Raw genomic sequence first — 18,493 nt, 5'->3', positions numbered from 1 at the left:
GCGTAAAACCAAAGCATGGCGAACAGACAAGCACTTAGAGAGCTACAAACCCGGCTGGCCGACAGGTTGCAGATTGCGCGGACGCAAGGCGTTGCCGCGTCCTGGCTGGCCGTGGAGGCCGGCGGGAAGAAATACCTGTTTCCCCTGAGCCAATCCGGTGAGATTTTCCCTTGGGTCAGTACGCAGCCTGTTCCGTATACGCAAGCCTGGTTCGCCGGTGTTGCCAATTTGCGCGGTGGCCTGTTTGGCGTCGTGGATCTGGCGAGTTACGTCAGCGGCAAAGCACCCCCTCCCAAAAACGAACTTGCACGCACGGATTCCAGGCTTGTTGCACTCAACAGCGCCCTGGAAGTTAACTGCGCATTGCTGATCGACAAGCTGTCCGGGCTGCGCAATCAGGAGGCGTTCAGTGATTTTTCCGAAAAAGCGCCCGACGCGCCCGATTTCTTTGGCAACCAGTACGTTGACCTCAATGGTGCAACCTGGCAGGAAATCAACCTTCAGTTGCTTGCCCAGCAAGCGCATTTTTTGACGATAGGCGCATAGCGCACACTGTTTCTCTCCCGGAAGGCTCACCATGTCTGTTATTGAAAATATCCAGAAGCTATTTAAAACCAAGCCCGATCAGCCTGAGGACAGCATGGACATGGCTTCCGTCGGTACGCCAGATCCTCTTGCGACCGGAGCCATGGATCAGGCTTCGCTTCAGACCGCGGCGGTTCGGCAGCCGGGCGGTAGTGACGATGCTTTCGCGCCCAGCCGCATGGCGACCGCCGAGGACGGCGCACCTGCGGTAAATCAAGAGCTGCTGCGTCTGCCTTTATTGGGCCGCAGGACCATCGGTCAGCATCAGCGGGTGCTGGTGTTTTTCCTTGCCGTCGCGGTGGCTGTCCTGGGTACGGTGACTTTTCTGGCGCTGAGCCAGGCGGACAAAGTAGCCCAACAGGTGGCGGCTACCGGACAGTCATTGATGCAGTCGCAGCGTCTGGCGAAATCGGTGTCTCAGGCGCTGGTGGGCAGTGCCCAGGCCTTCCCTGACGTGCGTGAGAGTTCTGATGTACTGGCCAAAACCGTGCGTGGCCTGAAATCCGGTGAAGAAACTCTGCGTCTGGCGCCTGTGAGCGATGATCTGCAATCTGACGTGGAAAAGGTCACGCCTTTCATGGAGCGCGCTGAAAAGAACGCGAAAACCGTGATGGGCCAGCAAAATATTCTGACCCAGGTGGGCAACGCCCTGCGCACCATTAACCGCCAGTCTTCGGATTTGCTGGAAATTGCAGAAACTGTGTCATCACTCAAACTCCAGCAGAATGCGGCGCCGGCTGAAATTTCGGCATCCGGTCAGCTGGTGATGTTGACCCAGCGGATTGGTAAGTCTGCCAATGAGTTCCTGACCATGGAGGGCGTGAGCCCTGAAGCCGTGTTCCTGCTGGGCAAGGATTTGAACTCGTTCAAGGAAATTGCTCAGGGTTTGCAAGAAGGCAGCCCCGAGTTGCGCCTGGCCGGCTCCAAAGATCCGCAAACGCGCGAGCGGCTGGAAGCCCTGATGGCGCTCTATGAGCAAACCCGTGTGCAAGCCGGTGCCATTTTGGGTAACTTGCAGGGTCTGGTGTCTGCTCGTGAAGCGCAATCTTCGATTATTGCGGACAGCGAGCCCCTTCGCCGAGGCCTTGAGGATTTGCAGGGCAAGTTGTCGTTGCAGACCGGCCTGAGCGTTTTGTCGCTGGCCATCCTTGCGGGTGCTGCTACCTTTGCGCTATTGTGCGCAGCCGGCCTGGCCAAGCTGCAGGTGGAGGACAGCAAGCAGCGCCAGGCGGTTGCTGAAACCCAGCGACAGGAAGCTAAAGGACAGGAGCAGGACGCCAAGCGCGTCAACGACGCCAACCAGGCCGCCATTTTGCGTTTGATGAATGAGTTGCAGACAGTGGCTGAAGGTGACTTGACGCAGGAAGCGACCGTGACCGAAGACATTACCGGCGCTATCGCCGACTCGGTGAACTACACGGTTGAAGAGTTGCGGCAGCTGGTGGGTAACGTACAGAACACGGCGACCCGCGTTGCGCAAACGACGGCCCAGGTGGAAAGTACCTCGACCGAACTGCTGGCAGCGTCCACTGAGCAGCTGCGCGAGATTCGTGAAACCGGCCAGTCGGTGCTTGACATGGCATCCCGAATTAACGAGGTGTCCACGCAGGCGCAGGAATCTTCCCAGGTGGCGCGCCAATCGCTGACAGCCGCCGAATCCGGCCTGCAGGCTGTGCAGAACGCCATCGGCGGTATGAACTCCATCCGCGACCAGATTCAGGAAACCTCCAAGCGGATCAAGCGACTCGGTGAGTCCTCGCAGGAGATTGGTGAAATTACCGAACTGATTTCAGACATTACCGAACAGACCAACGTGCTGGCACTGAACGCCGCCATTCAAGCCGCGTCGGCCGGTGAAGCCGGGCGAGGCTTCTCCGTGGTTGCGGAAGAGGTGCAGCGACTGGCTGAACGTTCCGCAGATGCTACGCGCCAGATTTCGGCCCTGGTGAAAGCCATTCAGACCGACACGCAGGATGCCGTGGCCGCTATGGAACGCTCCACGCAGGGTGTGGTTGAAGGGGCCAAGCTGTCCGATAACGCGGGTACCGCGCTGACCGAGATTGACCAGGTGTCACGCCGGCTTGCTGACCTGATTGAGCAGATTTCAAACTCCGCCTCCCGCGAAGCCGCATCGGCGAACGTGGTGGCCGGCAACATTCAGCACATTTTCGCAGTGACGGAGCAAACGGGAGAAGGTACCCGTTCCACGGCACAGCAGGTGCGAGACCTTTCCCGCATGGCTGAAGAGCTGCGCCAGTCGGTGTCCCGATTCAAGATCGCCTGATGCCAGCTTGTCGTGCGCTGAACGCAGCTTTCGCCCCTGACACCGATTCCTGAACCGGCCCGTTATCTATGCAATCCAACGTCCCGAACTCAACAGCTGCCGAGCTCGACCTCGCTGTCAATGACCTGGGCCCCCTGGCCTGGGTACTTGACGAACTTCGCAAGTCGCTGGACGGTGCTGCCAAAGCGCTGAAGCGTTTTGTGCGGGACGCGGAAGCCGCGCGTGGGTCCGATCTTGCGGCGCTTGATGCCAGCCAGTTGCGCATCGCACGGCAGCAACTGCATCAGGCCGTGGGCGCGCTTGAAATGGTGGGCCTTGCCGGGCCAGCGTTGGTGTTGCGGGCGATGGAAGCTGCGGTACAGAAATTTGTGCAGCAACCTGAGCAATGCAGCCAGGACGCTGCCGGCAAAATCGAACGCGCCAGTTTTGCGCTGACCGAGTATCTGGAAGGTGTGCTGGCCGACAAGCCCGTGTCGCCCGTTTCGCTTTTCCCCCAATACCGTGATGTGCAGGAATTGGTGCGGGCCGACCGCATTCATCCGGCTGACTTGTGGCCGCTTGAGTGGCGCTGGCTGGAGCCGGAACTGGCGACGACAGCGGAGCCCCGCAATTACGATGATGGTGCTCGCGCTGTCATGGATCAATCGGTGCTTCAAATCATGAAGGGTAAGGCACCGCAGGCAGCCAAAAAAATGAAGGAGCTCAGCCTCGGATTTGCGGCCAGACAGGCGGACCGCCAACCCAGGATATTCTGGAAGATCGCGGCGGCTTATTTCGAAGCGGTCGCGCATGAGTTGCTCGGGTCGGACATCTATGTACGGCGAGCTGCATCACGAATCCTGATGCAGTATGCCTCGCTTGCCAAGGGTGATACGGGGGTATCTGATCGGCTGGCGCAGGATTTGCTCTTCTTCTGTTCACAGGCTGTTTCTCCCCGTGCCAGCGACACGCCTGCGCTTTCGGCAGTCCGGTCAGCCTATGGTCTCAACCGCTTCAAACCGGTGGACTATGAGCTCGTTCAGTTCGGACGTTTTGATCCGGCTCTGCTCGCCCAGGCCCGCAAGCGCATCACGTCTGCGAAAGAAACCTGGTCGTCGCTTTCCGCCGGGGACGCCAATAAATTCAAGTCCGTGACGGACCAGTTCAGCCTCGTCACGGATTCTCTGCTCAAGCTTCATCCGCCCAGCGAACCACTTGCGCAGGCATTGACTCGCGCCGTGGATACGACGGTCCGGTCTGGTCAGGCCCCTGGAATAGAACTGGCCATGGAAGTGGCCACCTCCGTGCTTTACCTTGAAGCCGCTTTTGATGACCTGGATCCCAACGATCCCCAGCTGGCTGTGAGAACAGCCAATCTTGCTGAGCGGCTGGAAGGCGTCCGTGCAGGCGGTGAGCCACAGCCCCTGGAAGGCTGGATGGAAGAGCTGTATCGCCGGGTCAGCGACAAGCAGACCATGGGCAGCGTAGTCGGTGAGTTGCGTGTGTCGCTGGGTGAGCTTGAAAAATCACTTGATGTGTTTTTTCGCAACCCGCAGGACAAAGTCGCGCTTCAATCCGTGCCCGGCCAGCTTTCACAAATGCGTGGCGTGCTGTCGGTACTGGGGCTTGACCAGGCCTCGCACGCCGTGCTGCGCATGCGAGACAGCGTCGAGCAGATGCTGGTCACTGAAATTGATGAACAGCTCGCGCGTGCGGCTGGAACATTCGAGCACCTCGGAAACAACCTTGGCGCCTTGAGTTTCCTTATCGACATGTTGAATTACCAGCCGGCGCTGGCGAAAAAACTGTTTGTTTATGACGCGGAAAAAGGCGAGCTCAAACCTTTGATGGGCCGTACCCAGAACGCCGCCAGTGCGGCGACCTCTGTCACGGTCAACAATGATGTGCTGTCACAGGAAGTGATTTCTGTTGTGCAGGATGCGGGTCTTGGCGAAACTGACCACAACCTCACGCTCAAACTTGACACGCTGGCCACGCATGCGGCGCTGGCCGAACAGCCTGCGCTTGCCCAAAGTGCGCGCGAAGCCGCCGTCGCTGTTTCCGGAAGCAACGCGAGTGTTGCCGCGGAGGCGCTGACGACCTTGGCATTTGCCGTAACGCCGGTGCAGGCGGCGCCTGAGAGCCCGGCCGCGTCGGATGATTTTGAAGAAGACGATCTCCGTGACATCTTTCTTGAAGAGGCACGCGAAGTTGTCGGCAACGGCCAGCAAGCTTTGGCTGCACTGGTCAATGATCCGGCCGATGTATCTCAACTCACGGTTTTGCGGCGTGCTTTTCATACGCTCAAGGGCAGTTCCCGCATGGTGGGGCTCAACGAGTTCGGCGAGGCGGCGTGGTCGCTTGAGCAGATGCTCAATAGCTGGCTGGCGGACCAGAAGGTTGCCACGGATGAATTCCGGGCTTTGTCGCTGGAAGCCATGGGCGGTTTTGCAAAGTGGATTGAAGACATTGCAGGAAATCGCGATGGCTCGTGGTCGGCGTCTACTTTCCGTGCCAGCGCCGATGCAATGCGCACCGAGGGCCGTTACAGCCCCCTGGTGACTGCCGTAGTCGATATTGCCGAGGTTCCTGTGGTCGCCGTGGCGGCAGCAATGCCAACAGCGCTGGCACCTGAGCTGGAGCTGGATTCAGGTGTTCCCGAGACTGCTGGTGCTGAACCTGTTGCCGACCCGGCCGTCGTGACGGATTTGGATTTTGACCTCATGTTTGAGTCGGAAGGTACAGCTGCGATCGCGAGCCCTGTGGAGCCTGCAGGTCCGTCTGTGGCAGAAATTGAAGGCATTGATTTCGGCAGTCTGTCCGCGGTTTCTGCGACGGCTGGTACAACACCTGCGTCAACGCAGCCCGCTGCGGCGGAGCCGTTCGCGTCCCCGGAGATGGATGCAACAGAAGCGATCGAACTGTCGGACGCGGATTTCGACAAGCACTTTCAGGCAGAGCCTGTGGCGGCCGAACAGTCGGCGCCTGTGGTTTTTGACTTCACCCCTGAGGGGCAGCAACAATTGTCGACAGCGGCCGAAGGCGCCGATCTGGCCGGGCAACCGCAACACCTGCAGGCTGCCGAAGTTCTGAAGACGGATGATGTCGATGCAACTGACAGTGTGCTGCCATTGGATGGCAATGGTGACGAACAGGTCAAGGTCATCGGTGCCTTGCGCATTGGAATTCCGCTTTACAACGTCTATCTGAATGAAGCTGATGAATGGTCACGCCGGCTTGTGACTGAAGTGGCCGAATGGGCGCTCGAGCTGAACCAGCCGGTCAGCGACTCTACCGTCGCCCTGGCCCATTCCCTCGCGGGAAGTTCCGCGACTGTCGGGTTCCATGCCCTGTCCGGAATGGCTCGGGCGCTTGAACAGGCTTTGCAGCAGTCCAGCGTTCATCACAGCAATGGCGCTGCCAGGTATGGCCAGGTATTTGTTGATGCAGCGGAAGACATCCGCCGGCTTCTGCACCAATTTGCCGCCGGGTTTCTCAAGGAGGCGGATGCAACCATCCTTGACAGGCTAAAGCAACTCGATTTCTCTGATTCGGTTTTGCCCCCGGGTAACGATTTTTCCGACTTTGACTTCTCCCCCGAATCGGTGGAGGTTGAAACGGTCTCTGTAGAGCCAGTGCGCTCACCGGAGCCAGAACCAGAAGTGATCCTGGCTCAGGCAATTGAAATGCCGGTCCCCGCTCAGGTCACGCCGGTGCCTCCCCCTGCGGCTGTCGTCTCCCCGCCTGCCCGGCTGGTAGCGACCATGGCTGCACCAGTGAACTCGAACTTCGAGGAAGACGAGGACGACGAAATCGATGCGGTCGATGCGATTGATCCCGACCTGTTCCCGATTTTTGAAGAAGAGGCTGCAGAACTCATGCCCCAGCTGGGGGGCGCACTGCGGCAGTGGTCTTCACGTCCTGATAATCAGGGCGCACGCATGGAAGTCCTGCGCGCACTTCACACGCTCAAAGGCAGCGCCCGGCTGGCAGGTGCATTGCGGCTAGGCGAAATGGCTCACCGGATTGAGTCCGAAATCGAACATCTCGGCTCTGATGCGGCTTCAACCCAGGAATTCGAACCCCTGATGACGCGTTTTGACGCCATGGAAGCGACATTTGAGGCCTTGCGCCGAGCTGATGCGGCTGCTGCGGCTGCCCCCGTCACGCTTACGCCTATTACGCCTGTTGCGCCTATTGCGGCCGTTGAGCCCGTACTGAAGTCGACCACGCAGGACAAGCCCGCCCCAATTGTGGATGCACAGGAAACTCCAGCCGAGAGCGCCGCTCCGGTTGCCGTGGGTGCGGGCCGCAAGCTCACGGTGCCTGCGCCGCAGACCATGGCCATGCAGCCGCTGCGACAGGCGGCCAACGCCTCGATCCGCGTGCGCTCCCAGTTGCTTGACCGCATGGTGAATCAGGCTGGTGAGGTCATGATCACGCGCTCCCGGCTGGAAGCCGAACTCAGCCAGCTCCGGGGCTCGCTGAACGACATGAGCGGTAACTTGAACCGCTTGCGCCAGCAGCTGCGGGACATTGAGTTGCAGGCTGAAACCCAGATGCAGTCGCGATTGGCTCAGGCCAAGGAAGCGCAGGCAGGGTTCGACCCGCTGGAGTTCGACCGCTTTACCCGCGTGCAGGAACTGACGCGAATGATGGCCGAGTCGGTGAATGACGTGGCAACCGTGCAGCGCACCTTGCAGCGCACGGTGGAAGCCACCGAAGACGACTTGATCGCTCAGGCTCGCCAGACCCGAGAGCTGCAGCGCGACTTGCTCCGTACCCGCATGGTGGAGTTCGAAGGCATCTCCGAGCGTCTTTACCGCGTGGTGCGCCAGGCTTCCAAGGAAACCGGCAAGCAGGTCCGCCTGGACTTGCTGGGCGGCACCATGGAAATGGACCGCGGCATGCTGGACCGTATGACGCCGGCCTTTGAGCACTTGCTGCGTAACTGCGTGGCCCACGGTATTGAAAGTACGCAGGTTCGCACCGATGCGGGCAAGGACCCGGTCGGCCTGATCACCGTTCACTTGCGCCAGGAAGGTAACGACGTTTCGGTTGACTTCAGCGATGACGGCGCCGGCTTGAACCTGGCACGTATCCGCGAAAAGGCCGTCAGCCTCGGGATGATCACGGCTGATCAACCGCTGGAAGACGGCGACGCCGCGAACCTGATTTTCATGCCCGGCTTCTCTACGGCCGCGCAAGTGACCGAGCTGGCAGGACGCGGCATCGGTATGGATGTGGTCCGCTCTGAAGTCAACGCGCTCGGTGGCCGGATCGAAACCTCCACCGTCGCCGGTCAGGGAACGCACTTCAAGCTGGTACTCCCGCTGACTACTGCTGTGACGCAGGTGGTGATGATCCGCTCGGGCAATCTCTCAATCGGCGTACCTGCCAACGTTGTGGAAACCGTCAGGCGCGCTTCGGCCAAAGAACTGCAGCAAGCCTATAACACCGGCACACTGGAGATTGCCGGTGAGTCGATGCCCTTCTTCTGGTCCGGCGCATTGCTGCAGGCCTCGCACCACAGCGCCGAAGCCCAGGGCAAAACCACACCGGTCGTGATCTTCCGAAGCGCCGCACAGCGCATTGCCCTGCACGTCGATGAAGTGTTGGGCAACCAGGAGGTTGTGGTCAAGAACCTGGGCCCCCAGTTGTCCCGTTTGCCTGGCCTGGCCGGTATGTCAGTGCTGGCTTCCGGTGCGGTCGTGCTGATTTACAACCCGGTTGCGCTGGCTTCCGTGTATGGCCAGCAGGCGCGCGCATGGAGTTCAGACCGGGCCGAGCCGCACATGCTTGAAGGCTCCGGCGCTACCGCGGCAACCACCGACGGCGGCAGCGGCAGCGTCGCGAAAACGACGATGTCGGCACCTGTCGCCCCGCAGATCCCGTTGATTCTTGTGGTCGATGACTCCATTACGGTTCGCCGGGTTACGCAACGCCTGCTTCAGCGTGAAGGCTACCGTGTCTCCATGGCGGCCGACGGTCTGCAAGCGCTTGAACGCCTGCAGGAAGAGCGGCCAGCCGTGGTGCTGTCAGATATCGAAATGCCGCGTATGGATGGTTTTGACCTGGCGCGCAACATCAGGGCTGACGTGCGCCTCAATAACCTGCCCATCATCATGATCACGTCCCGCATCGCCGAGAAGCACCGTGAACATGCCAAGGAGCTGGGCGTCGACCACTATCTGGGCAAACCGTTCTCTGAAGAAGAGTTGATGAGTCTGGTGCGCCACTACTGCGCCGCCGAAACCGCCGCTTCTGCCTGAGAAAAACAGCCAAATCAGGCTGTAGTCCAGGCAGAACGTGCGCAAGCAGCTCCTAAAATAATAGCAAGGCCTGAGAGTTCCTCTCAGGCCTTTTTTACGACCGCATAGCGCTGCAGCGTCAGCGCCCGCGCTTCGTCGTGCTGCACGATGGGCGTCGGGTAGTTTTGGCCCAACACCACGCCCGCGGCGGCCAGCTCCAGCGGGTTCGCTAGCCAAGGGCTGTGCAAAGCCTTGTCTGGCAGCTGTGCCAGCACCGGCAGGTATTTGCGAATAAATTTACCCGCGGCGTCGAACTTCTCGCTCTGGCTGACCGGGTTGAAGATGCGAAAATAAGGCTGCGCGTCACAACCAGTGCTTGCCGCCCACTGCCAGCCGCCGTTGTTGGCCGACAGGTCAAAGTCGTTGAGCTTTTCGGCAAAGTAACGTTCGCCCCAACGCCAGTCGATGCCAAGGTCTTTCACCAGAAAACTGGCAGTCACCATGCGCAGGCGGTTGTGCATATAGCCCGTCTGGTTGATCTGGGCCATTGCCGCGTCCACCAGCGGGTAGCCCGTCCGGCCTTCGCACCAGGCCTGGAAAAGCACTTGGGCTTTATCGCCGCTCTCCCACTGTATCGCGTCATAGTCCGGCTTGAACGCGTTGCCGACGGCGTGCGGAAAATTGGCAAGGATCTGCGCGTAAAAATCACGCCAGATCAATTCGCTGAGCCAGGTGGCGGCACCTTCATTCCCTCGCTTTGCAGCGTTTAAAGCGAACGCAGCCATGTGCCGTATCGACACTGTGCCGAACCGAAGGTGCACGCCCAGGTAGCTCGGGCCCTTGACGGCAGGGAAGTCGCGTACCTCCTTGTACTGCGCCATGCGGCCAACGAAATCCCCCAAAAGCTGGGCACCGCCTTCGCTGCCCGTGGGAATTTTCAGCGCCGTCAGGTTGTTGACCTCAAACCCCAGGTCACCCAGTGATGGGACCGGACGTCGGCTTGTCGATACGGACGCCAGGGCCGCAGCATACTTTTCGACGGGATAAGGCTTGAGATAAAAGTCGTCCACCTTCTTCAGCCAGGCATTTTTGTAAGGCGTGAACACGGTGTAAGGCTTGCCCGCCTGGGTCAGCACCTCCTGGCGTTCAAAAATAACGTGGTCCTTGAAGCTGTAAAAGCCCTTGCCCCCGGCCTCGAGCGCCGCTTGTACTGCGGCGTCGCGCGCCAGCGACCGCGGCTCGTCATCGTGATTGGCAAAGACGGCATCGGCGCCCAGCTCTGCCGCCAGCCGCACCACCGCGTCCACGGCATCGTGATGGGCCGTCAACAGGCCGACGCCTAGGCTGCCAGCCGCTGCGCCCAGCTTCTCCAGTTGACCATCCAGGCTCAGTGCCGATTCCCGTATGAATTCCACGCGGCGGTCAGTTCGAGGCAAAGCCTCCAGAATGGCTTTGTCAAAAACAAGTGCGCAATACACCTGCTTACATGACTTCAGCGCGTGGTACAGAGCGGCGTTGTCCTGAACCCGCAGGTCGCGCCTGAACCACATTAACCCCGTTTCATACTTCTTGTGCATCCGGCCATCGTAGCGAAAAGCGGCTATCCGGCCTTAGATCCCCCGCGGATTGGCGGGCGGCTGGCAGGGTGGGCTCCCCGCGCCGTCCCGTCCGGCGTAAAATCCCGCCATGGCCACGGATTCTGCATCGATCAACCTCACGCACCACTTCCTCATTGCCATGCCGGGGATGGATGATGAAGCTTTTGCCAAGAGCGTGGTGTACATGTGCGAACATAGCGACCGGGGTGCGCTGGGGCTGGTCATCAACAAGCCCAGCGATATCAATCTCAAGAACCTGTTCGACAAGGTCGAGTTGCCTCTGCGGCGCGACGACCTGACCCAGTCCCCGGTATTCCAGGGCGGCCCGGTCCAGACCGAACGGGGCTTTGTTCTCCACGAATCCATGATGCCGGGCAACGAATCGGTCTATGCCTCGACGATGACGATCCCCGGCGGCCTCGAAATGACCACCTCCAAAGACGTGCTGGAAGCGCTCTCCACGGGCGCCGGCCCGCGCAGGGTGTTTGTCTCCCTCGGATATTCGGCCTGGGGTGAAGGCCAGCTGGAATCGGAAATCTCGGACAACAGCTGGCTCACGGTCGCTGCCGACGTCGGTGTGATTTTCGACACACCGGTAGAGCAACGCTACGACAAGGCGCTCATGCTGCTGGGCCTGCAAAGCTGGATGCTCTCTCCCGAGGCCGGTCACGCATGAGCCTTGCGGCCATGCCTTCCCCTCGGGCCACTGGCCTCCAAACCTTTCTGGCTTTCGACTTCGGTCTCAAGCGCACCGGCGTTGCCACCGGCAACGTGCTGACCCGTACCGCCACCCCCCAGCCCACCATCAACGCTGAAGGTGGCGACGCCCGCCTCAAGGCCGTCGAGACGCGCATCAAGGAGTGGCAGCCCGACGCCCTCGTCGTCGGCGTGCCCTTTCACCCCGACGGTGCCAGCCACGACAATACCGCGCGGGCGCAGAAGTTCGCCCGCCAGCTTCGCGGGCGCTTCGGTCTGCAGGTCTTTGAGGTGGATGAGCGCTACAGCACCACCGAGGCACTCGCCGGCGGCGCAGTCGATGCCGACGCGGCCTCGGCCTGCATCATTCTCGAGCAGTTTTTAAGGAGTTTCCCATGAGCAGCCTGACCCTTGACGCCGAGGCGCTATACAACGACCTGCTGCGCGGCATGCGCCAGCAACTGGCGTCCTATCCCTTGCCGCCCAAGCTGGTCGGCGTGGCCTCCGGCGGCGCCTGGCTGGCACAGCGCCTGCAAAAAGACCTGGGTCTGGAGGGCGAAGCCGGCGTGCTGTCTTCCTCCATGCACCGCGACGATTTCTCGCAGCGGGGCTTGGCCTCCAGCGGCCAGACCCTGCTGCCCTTTGACGTGAACGGCGCCCACCTGGTGGTAGTCGACGACGTGCTCTACACCGGCCGCACCATCCGCGCGGTGCTCAATGAGTTGTTTGACTACGGCCGGCCCGCCAGTGTCAAGCTGGTCGTACTGGTGGACCGCGGCGGGCGCGAGCTGCCGGTGCAGCCCGACCTGGCGGTGGCGCGCGTGGCCTTGCCCGCCTCGCAGTCGCTTGAGCTGGCCCGCGCAGAGGACGGCAAGTTCAGCTTCCAGGTTCAGGGCTGATCGTCACCATCACTATTACTGCCAGGCCACCCCCAAAAAACCAAGAGACCCCAAGGAGTCCATCACATGCTGTATCGACGAAATCCGCAACTCAACAAAAACGGCGAGCTGATCCACCTGCTGTCGATTGAAGGCCTGCCCAAGGCCACCTTGACGCAGATACTCGACACCGCCGCCAACTTCGTCAGCGTCAACAACCGCGAAGTCAAAAAAGTCCCGCTGCTGCGCGGCAAGAGTGTCTTCAATCTTTTCTTTGAAAACTCCACCCGCACCCGCACCACCTTCGAAATCGCCGCCACGCGGCTGTCGGCCGATGTCATCAACCTGGACATCGCGCGCTCATCGGCCTCCAAGGGCGAGTCGCTGCTCGACACCATCGCCAACCTGAGCGCCATGGCCGCCGATCTTTTTGTGGTGCGTCACAGCGAATCGGGCGCACCCTACCTGATTGCCCAGCACGTCGCACCGCATGTGCACGTCATCAATGCCGGCGACGGTCGCCACGCGCACCCCACGCAGGGCCTGCTCGACATGTACACCATCCGGCACTACAAGAAAGATTTCAGCAAGCTCACGGTCGCCATCGTCGGTGACGTGCTGCACTCGCGCGTGGCGCGTTCCGACATCCATGCACTCACCACGCTGGGCTGCCCCGAAGTGCGCGTGGTCGGCCCCAAGACCCTCGTGCCCGCCGACATGGCGCAGATGGGCGTGCGCGTCTGCAATACGCTCGAAGAAGGTATCAAGGACGCCGACGTAATCATCATGCTCAGGCTGCAGAACGAACGCATGTCCGGCGCGCTATTGCCCAGCAGCCAGGAGTTCTTCAAGAGCTTCGGCCTCACCACCGAAAAATTGAAACTGGCCAAGTCAGACGCCATTGTCATGCACCCGGGCCCCATCAACCGCGGTGTTGAAATTGATTCCGCCGTGGTCGACGGAACGCAAAGTGTGATCCTGCCGCAAGTGACTTTTGGTATCGCGGTCCGAATGGCGGTGATGAGCATCGTCGCTGGGAATGAAGCCTGAACGCGGAGAAAAAAAGAATGAAGATACTCATCAAGAACGGCCGCGTTATCGACCCGGCTTCCAAGTTCGACGAGATCTGCGACGTGGCAATTGCCGCGGGCCGTATCGTCTCGCTCAAAGGCACGCCTGCTGATTTCGCGGCCAACAAGACGATTGATGCCACGGGCTGCATCGTCGCCCCCGGTCTGATCGACTTGTCCGCCCGCTTGCGAGAACCTGGGCACGAGCACGAAGGCATGCTCGAAAGCGAACTGGCCGCGGCCGTCGCTGGCGGCGTGACCAGCCTTGTCTGCCCGCCTGATACCGATCCGGTGCTCGACGAGCCCGGCCTCGTTGAAATGCTCAAGTTCCGCGCTGAAAAGCTGCACCAGTCGCGCGTGTTCCCGCTGGGCGCGCTGACGCGTGCTCTCAAGGGTGAGACGCTGACCGAGATGGTCGAATTGACGGAATCGGGTTGCGTGGGCTTCAGCCAGGCAGAGGTGCCGCTGGCCAACACGCAAGTCATGATGCGCGCCCTGCAATACGCCTCGACCTTCGGCTACACCGTCTGGCTGCGCCCGCAGGAGATGTACCTGGGCAGCGGCGTCGCCGCCAGCGGCCCACTGGCCACACGCCTGGGCCTGAGCGGCGTATCGGTTGCCGCTGAGACCATTGCGCTGCACACCATCTTCGAACTGGTGCGGGCCACCGGCGCGCGCGTGCACCTGTGCCGCATCAGCAGCGCCGCGGGTGTGGCTCTGGTGGCCAAGGCCAAGGCAGAAGGCCTGGCCGTGACCTGCGATGTCAGCATCAACAGCCTGCACTTGACCGACGTGGACATCGGCTACTTCGACAGCCGGATGCGGCTGGACCCGCCGCTGCGCCAGCAGCGCGACCGCGACGCCATCCGCCAGGGACTGGCCGACGGTACTATCGACGCACTGGTGTCAGACCACACGCCCGTCGACGAAGACGCCAAAACCCTGCCCTTTGCCGAGGCTGAGCCCGGCGCCACGGGGCTTGAATTGCTGCTGGGCCTGGCCTGCAAATGGGGTACTGACAGCGATGTTGGTCTGCAGCGCGCGCTGGCAGTGCTCACGAGTGAACCCGCGCGAGTGCTGGGCAACGCGCTTGGCACGCTGCAGGCCAGCGCGGGGCAGCTCGTTAAAGGCGGCGTGGCCGATATCTGCGTGTTTGACCCCACCGGTGAATGGACAGTCGAGCCCGCCGCCTTGCGCAGCCAGGGCAAGCACACACCGTTCTCGGGTCACCAGATGCCTGCGCGTGTGCGCTGGACCATCGTAGGCGGGCAGCTGGCCTATGAAGCCCCCGAAGCCTCGCACTGAGGTGCCTGCTCATTTATGAAATGGCTTCACTTTTGCGGAACCTTGCTGCGCGCCGCCGTGCACGCCGTAACGGGGTTCTGGACCATCAAGACTGTTTTCCCCAAGCTGCCCCAGGCTGAGCAGGAGGCCCGCGTGCAGGCATGGGCCGGGGCCATGCTGCGCATTGTGGGCATTGAGCTGGTGGTCAACGGTACGCCGCCGGCAGGTGGCCCGGTGCTGCTGGTGGCCAACCATATTTCGTGGCTGGACATCCTGGTGATGCATGCCTCGCGGCACTGCCGTTTTGTCTCCAAAGCGGACGTGCGGGACTGGCCCTTTGTCCGTACGCTGTCCGACGGCGCAGGTTCGCTGTATATCGAGCGCGAGTCCCGGCGCGACGCCCATCGCGTCGTCACGCAAATGGCGGACCGCCTTCGCGCGGGCGACATCCTGGCGGTGTTTCCTGAAGGCACCACCGGCGACGGCATCACCCTCAAGCACTTTCACGCCAACCTCATCCAGGCGGCCATTGAAGCGTCTGTGCCGGTGCAGCCGGTGGCTCTGAAGTTCGTTGACGCCGCCAGCGGCGCGACCAGCTTTGCGCCCAGTTATGTGGATGACGAAACCTTGGTCGGATCAATCTGGCGGACCCTGACAGCGCCGCCGCTCAAGGCGGTCGTCACCTTTGGCCAGGCGCAGGCCCCGCAAGGCCAGACCCGGCGGGTGTGGGCACAGACGCTGCGCGAGGACATTGAGCGTCTGAGGCAGACGCAAGGACGCTGAAACGTCAGGCTGGTGTTATAGCCGGCGCCGCGCCAACTTCGCGCGGAAAGGTCACCACATGGTCGACCTCGGCACGTATGCCTATCCACTCGCCCAGCGCGTGGTTGTGGTGCGACGGCACATGCGCCATCACCGTCTCGCCAGTCTGCAGCTTGAGCGTATACAAAAACTCCGAGCCGCGAAACGCCTTGCGCACGATCTGCGCCTTCACCGGGGCGTTGTCATCATGCACGATGTCGTCGGCACGCAGCAGCACATCGCACAAGCCGCCGGCGTACGCCCCGGGCAGCGGGCACTCCAGCATGTCCGTCAGGTCACCGAGCGCGGTATGCACCACCACGTCGTCACCGTGTTGCTCGATATGGGCTTGTGCGAAGACCCCATGGCCGATGAAGTCAGCCACAAATCGGGTGGCAGGGCGGTGGTACAGCGCATAAGCCTCATCCCACTGGTGCAGTTTGCCCTGGTGCATTACGCCGATGCGGTCGCCGATGGCAAAAGCCTCCAGCTGGTCATGTGTGACGAACAGCGCTGTGGCGCCAGCCGCCTTCAGGATGCCGCGCACCTCGTGCGCCAGGCGCTCGCGCAGGTCCACGTCCAGGTTGGAAAAAGGCTCATCCAGCAGCAGCAGGCGTGGCTGCGGCGCCAGCGCGCGCGCCAGTGCCACGCGTTGCTGCTGGCCGCCTGAAAGCTCATGCGGAAAGCGCTTGTGCACATTGCCCAAGCCGACCAGCTCCAGCACGTCTCCGACGCGCTGCTTGCGCTGAGCGGGTGTTAGATGAGTGAGCCCGAAGGCCACGTTGTGCGCGGCATCCAGATGCGGAAACAGCGCGTAGTCCTGAAACACCATGCCAATGCGGCGGGATTCGGCCGGCACATGCAAGGCGGCGGTGCTCACCACATCCTTTGCCAGCGTAATGCTGCCGGCATTGGCCCGTTCAAGGCCAGCCACTGCGCGCAGCAAGGTGGTTTTGCCGCAACCTGAAGGCCCGATCAGAACGCCGATTTCCCCTGCCTGGAGGCTGAACGACACGCCGTCCACGGCGGGTTTTGAGCGGCCGGCGTAGTGCACGCCCAACTGGGAGATATCCAGAAACATGCAGACAATTGTAGATGCTTACAATTCTCATTTGCAGTGACTGACTGCAAAAGCGTGGCGAACGCAGGCGGGGGCAGGGCTCCTTCCCGCGAGAGGCCTTTTTGCTGAGGCTTTCCGGGGCTCCATGTTTCGCCGATATTTCCCTTCTGTTGTGCTGTTTTTGCTGGTTGGGCTGCTGACGCTGCCGGTGCTGGCCGTCGCCTTGTCCTGGCTGCAGTTCAACAGCGATGCGCAATCCATCCTGCTGCAGATGCTGCAGACCGTGTTGCCCGATTACACGCGCACATCACTGCTGCTGTGCCTGTGCGTGGCCTTTGGCGTGGCGGTGGTGGGAATGGCCACCGCCAGCATGGTCACGCTGTTTGATTTCCCCGGGCGCCGGGTGTTTGAGTGGGCCTTGCTGCTGCCGCTGGCCATGCCGGCCTATGTGCTGGCCTATGCGTATACCGACTTTCTCCAATACGCCGGCCCGCTGCAGACCTGGCTGCGTGCCAGCTTCGGCCTGCAGGGCCGGCTGCTGCCCGAGGTGCGCAGCCTGGGGGGTGCCGTACTGGTCTTCACCGTCGCGCTCTACCCCTATGTGTACCTGCTTGCGCGCACGGCCCTGTCTGAGCGCGCCGTGCACCTGATGGAAGCGGCGCGCCTGCTGGGCGCACCGCTGTCGCGCCGCATCCGCGGTGTAGCGCTGCCGCTGGCGCGGCCTGCCGTGGCCGCTGGTGTGGCGCTGGCGCTCATGGAAACACTGGCCGACTTCGGCGTCTCCAGCTATTTCGGCATCCAGACCTTCACCGCCGGCATCTACAAGGCGTGGCTCTCGATGGACAACCGCATCGCTGCGGCGCAGCTGGCGACCGTGCTGCTTTTCTTTGTCGCGCTGCTGCTGTGGATAGAGCACAGCGCGCAAAAGCGCATGCGCTTTGCCACCGGCCGCGGTGCACGCGCGGGCGCGCAAGACGCGGCCCCCGCGCAGTTGCGCGGCCTGCGCGCCGTTTCGGCCTGGCTCGTGTGCGCCGTGCCCATCGCGCTGGGCTTTGTGCTGCCGGTGCTCTTTATGCTGCGCCCGCTGGCGCTGGGCTGGGACAACCTGCTTTGGGACAAATTCATTGGCTGGACGCTCAGCAGCATTGGCCTCGCAGGCTTGAGCGCGCTGTTGGCCACCGCGCTTGCCTTGGGCTTGGCCTTTGCGGTGCGCCGGCAACCGGGCCTGCTCACCCGCGCTGCCGTGCACCTGGCGGGTCTGGGTTATGCCGTGCCCGGCGCGGTGATTGTGGTGGGCCTCTTGCTGCCTGTGAGCTGGCTGCAATCCGCCGCGCCGCAGACAAGCGCGGGCTACTGGGTCACCGCCACCATCCTCGGCGTGGTCTGGGCTTACCTGGTGCGCTTCAGCGCCGTGGCACTGCAAAGCCTGCAAAGCGGCTACTCGCGCATCCCGGCCAGCTTTGACGACAGCGCGCGCATGCTGGGCACCAGCGGTATGGGCATCCTCAGCCGCGTGCACTGGCCGCTGCTCAAGCGCTCGGTCGCGGCGGCCGGCTTGCTGGTGTTTGTCGATGTGATGAAAGAGCTGCCCGCCACGCTGGTGCTGCGGCCCTTCAACAGCGACACCCTGGCCGTGATCACCTACCAGCTCGCGCGCGACGAGCGGCTCGGTGAGGCCGCCTTGCCCGCGCTGGCGCTGGTGCTGGTGGGTTTGCTGCCCGTCGCGCTGCTCAGCCGCACACTGCGGTCTAAGTAAACGCAACCAGCCTGTCCCCGTCACCCGCACTCAGGCCTTGGCCTTGATGTAGCGGTATTCCTGTGTCGGGCCACCAAGCCGCAGGCTTCGGCGCGCACATCGTGCACATTGCCCAGCAGCTTGCAGAAGGAGGAAAAGGCTTCGCGACGTACTGCGCTTTTTCATCTTTGGTGTTGGCACCTCGCACCCCCTTGATGTCGAAAGAAAAACCGTTCTTGCCTTGGCTGGCCAGCGTGCTATGCAACTATGTT

Annotated in this window: 12 protein-coding genes; 10 read left to right on the top strand and 2 right to left on the bottom strand. The window is 61.8% G+C overall.

Annotated elements, in window-relative coordinates; all coding sequences use genetic code 11:
• Window positions 1-15 precede the first annotated feature (15 nt).
• From ACXJKE_RS13075 to ACXJKE_RS13065, 3 genes are all read left to right on the top strand, one after another.
• Window positions 16-546 carry a chemotaxis protein CheW gene (locus tag ACXJKE_RS13075; protein ID WP_092131850.1) on the top strand — a complete coding sequence of 177 codons (531 nt, stop codon included), beginning with the start codon at window positions 16-18 and terminating at the stop codon, window positions 544-546.
• A 31-nt stretch (window positions 547-577) separates the two neighbouring features.
• Window positions 578-2,869 (top strand): methyl-accepting chemotaxis protein, encoded by a 2,292-nt coding sequence (locus ACXJKE_RS13070; RefSeq protein ID WP_457281038.1) that lies wholly within the window; start codon window positions 578-580, stop codon window positions 2,867-2,869.
• 68 nt (window positions 2,870-2,937) lie between these two features.
• Window positions 2,938-9,120: an Hpt domain-containing protein gene (locus ACXJKE_RS13065; protein ID WP_457281037.1), complete on the top strand. Its 6,183-nt coding sequence runs from the start codon at window positions 2,938-2,940 to the stop codon at window positions 9,118-9,120.
• 83 nt (window positions 9,121-9,203) lie between these two features.
• On the opposite strand, the gene ACXJKE_RS13060 is transcribed toward ACXJKE_RS13065, so the two are convergent.
• Window positions 9,204-10,676, bottom strand: a complete 1,473-nt coding sequence (locus tag ACXJKE_RS13060; protein WP_457281036.1) for a cryptochrome/photolyase family protein — start codon at window positions 10,674-10,676, stop codon at window positions 9,204-9,206.
• 109 nt (window positions 10,677-10,785) lie between these two features.
• Here ACXJKE_RS13060 and ACXJKE_RS13055 point away from each other — a divergent pair, with 109 nt between their 5' ends.
• The 6 genes from ACXJKE_RS13055 to ACXJKE_RS13030 all read left to right on the top strand — a co-directional run bounded on the left by ACXJKE_RS13055 (window position 10,786) and on the right by ACXJKE_RS13030 (window position 15,408).
• Window positions 10,786-11,373: a YqgE/AlgH family protein gene (locus tag ACXJKE_RS13055; RefSeq protein WP_457281035.1), complete on the top strand. Its 588-nt coding sequence runs from the start codon at window positions 10,786-10,788 to the stop codon at window positions 11,371-11,373.
• Complete coding sequence (gene ruvX, locus ACXJKE_RS13050) at window positions 11,370-11,792, top strand: Holliday junction resolvase RuvX (RefSeq protein WP_457281034.1); 423 nt, start codon at window positions 11,370-11,372, stop codon at window positions 11,790-11,792. The genes ACXJKE_RS13055 and ruvX overlap by 4 nt, the downstream gene beginning before the upstream one ends.
• Window positions 11,789-12,292, top strand: coding sequence for a bifunctional pyr operon transcriptional regulator/uracil phosphoribosyltransferase PyrR (pyrR, locus tag ACXJKE_RS13045; RefSeq protein WP_457281033.1), 504 nt, complete (start codon window positions 11,789-11,791; stop codon window positions 12,290-12,292). Before ruvX ends, pyrR begins: the two co-directional genes overlap by 4 nt.
• A gap of 66 nt (window positions 12,293-12,358) precedes the next feature.
• Window positions 12,359-13,321 (top strand): aspartate carbamoyltransferase catalytic subunit, encoded by a 963-nt coding sequence (locus tag ACXJKE_RS13040; protein WP_457281032.1) that lies wholly within the window; start codon window positions 12,359-12,361, stop codon window positions 13,319-13,321.
• Window positions 13,322-13,338: 17 nt separating this feature from the next.
• On the top strand, window positions 13,339-14,646 hold the full coding sequence (locus ACXJKE_RS13035) for a dihydroorotase (protein WP_457281031.1): 1,308 nt from the start codon (window positions 13,339-13,341) through the stop codon (window positions 14,644-14,646).
• Between the two features lie 15 nt (window positions 14,647-14,661).
• Window positions 14,662-15,408, top strand: coding sequence for a lysophospholipid acyltransferase family protein (locus tag ACXJKE_RS13030; RefSeq protein ID WP_457281030.1), 747 nt, complete (start codon window positions 14,662-14,664; stop codon window positions 15,406-15,408).
• 4 nt (window positions 15,409-15,412) lie between these two features.
• Here the strand turns inward: ACXJKE_RS13030 and ACXJKE_RS13025 are convergent, their stop codons facing one another.
• Complete coding sequence (locus tag ACXJKE_RS13025; protein ID WP_457281029.1) at window positions 15,413-16,507, bottom strand: ABC transporter ATP-binding protein; 1,095 nt, start codon at window positions 16,505-16,507, stop codon at window positions 15,413-15,415.
• A gap of 124 nt (window positions 16,508-16,631) precedes the next feature.
• On the opposite strand from ACXJKE_RS13025, the gene ACXJKE_RS13020 reads away from it, so the two are divergent.
• Window positions 16,632-18,242, top strand: a complete 1,611-nt coding sequence (locus ACXJKE_RS13020; protein ID WP_457281028.1) for an ABC transporter permease — start codon at window positions 16,632-16,634, stop codon at window positions 18,240-18,242.
• Window positions 18,243-18,493: the final 251 nt, after the last annotated feature.

It is taken from the genome of Polaromonas sp. P5_D5 (assembly GCF_054049435.1).
This window is presented reverse-complemented; position numbering and strand designations above follow the sequence as displayed.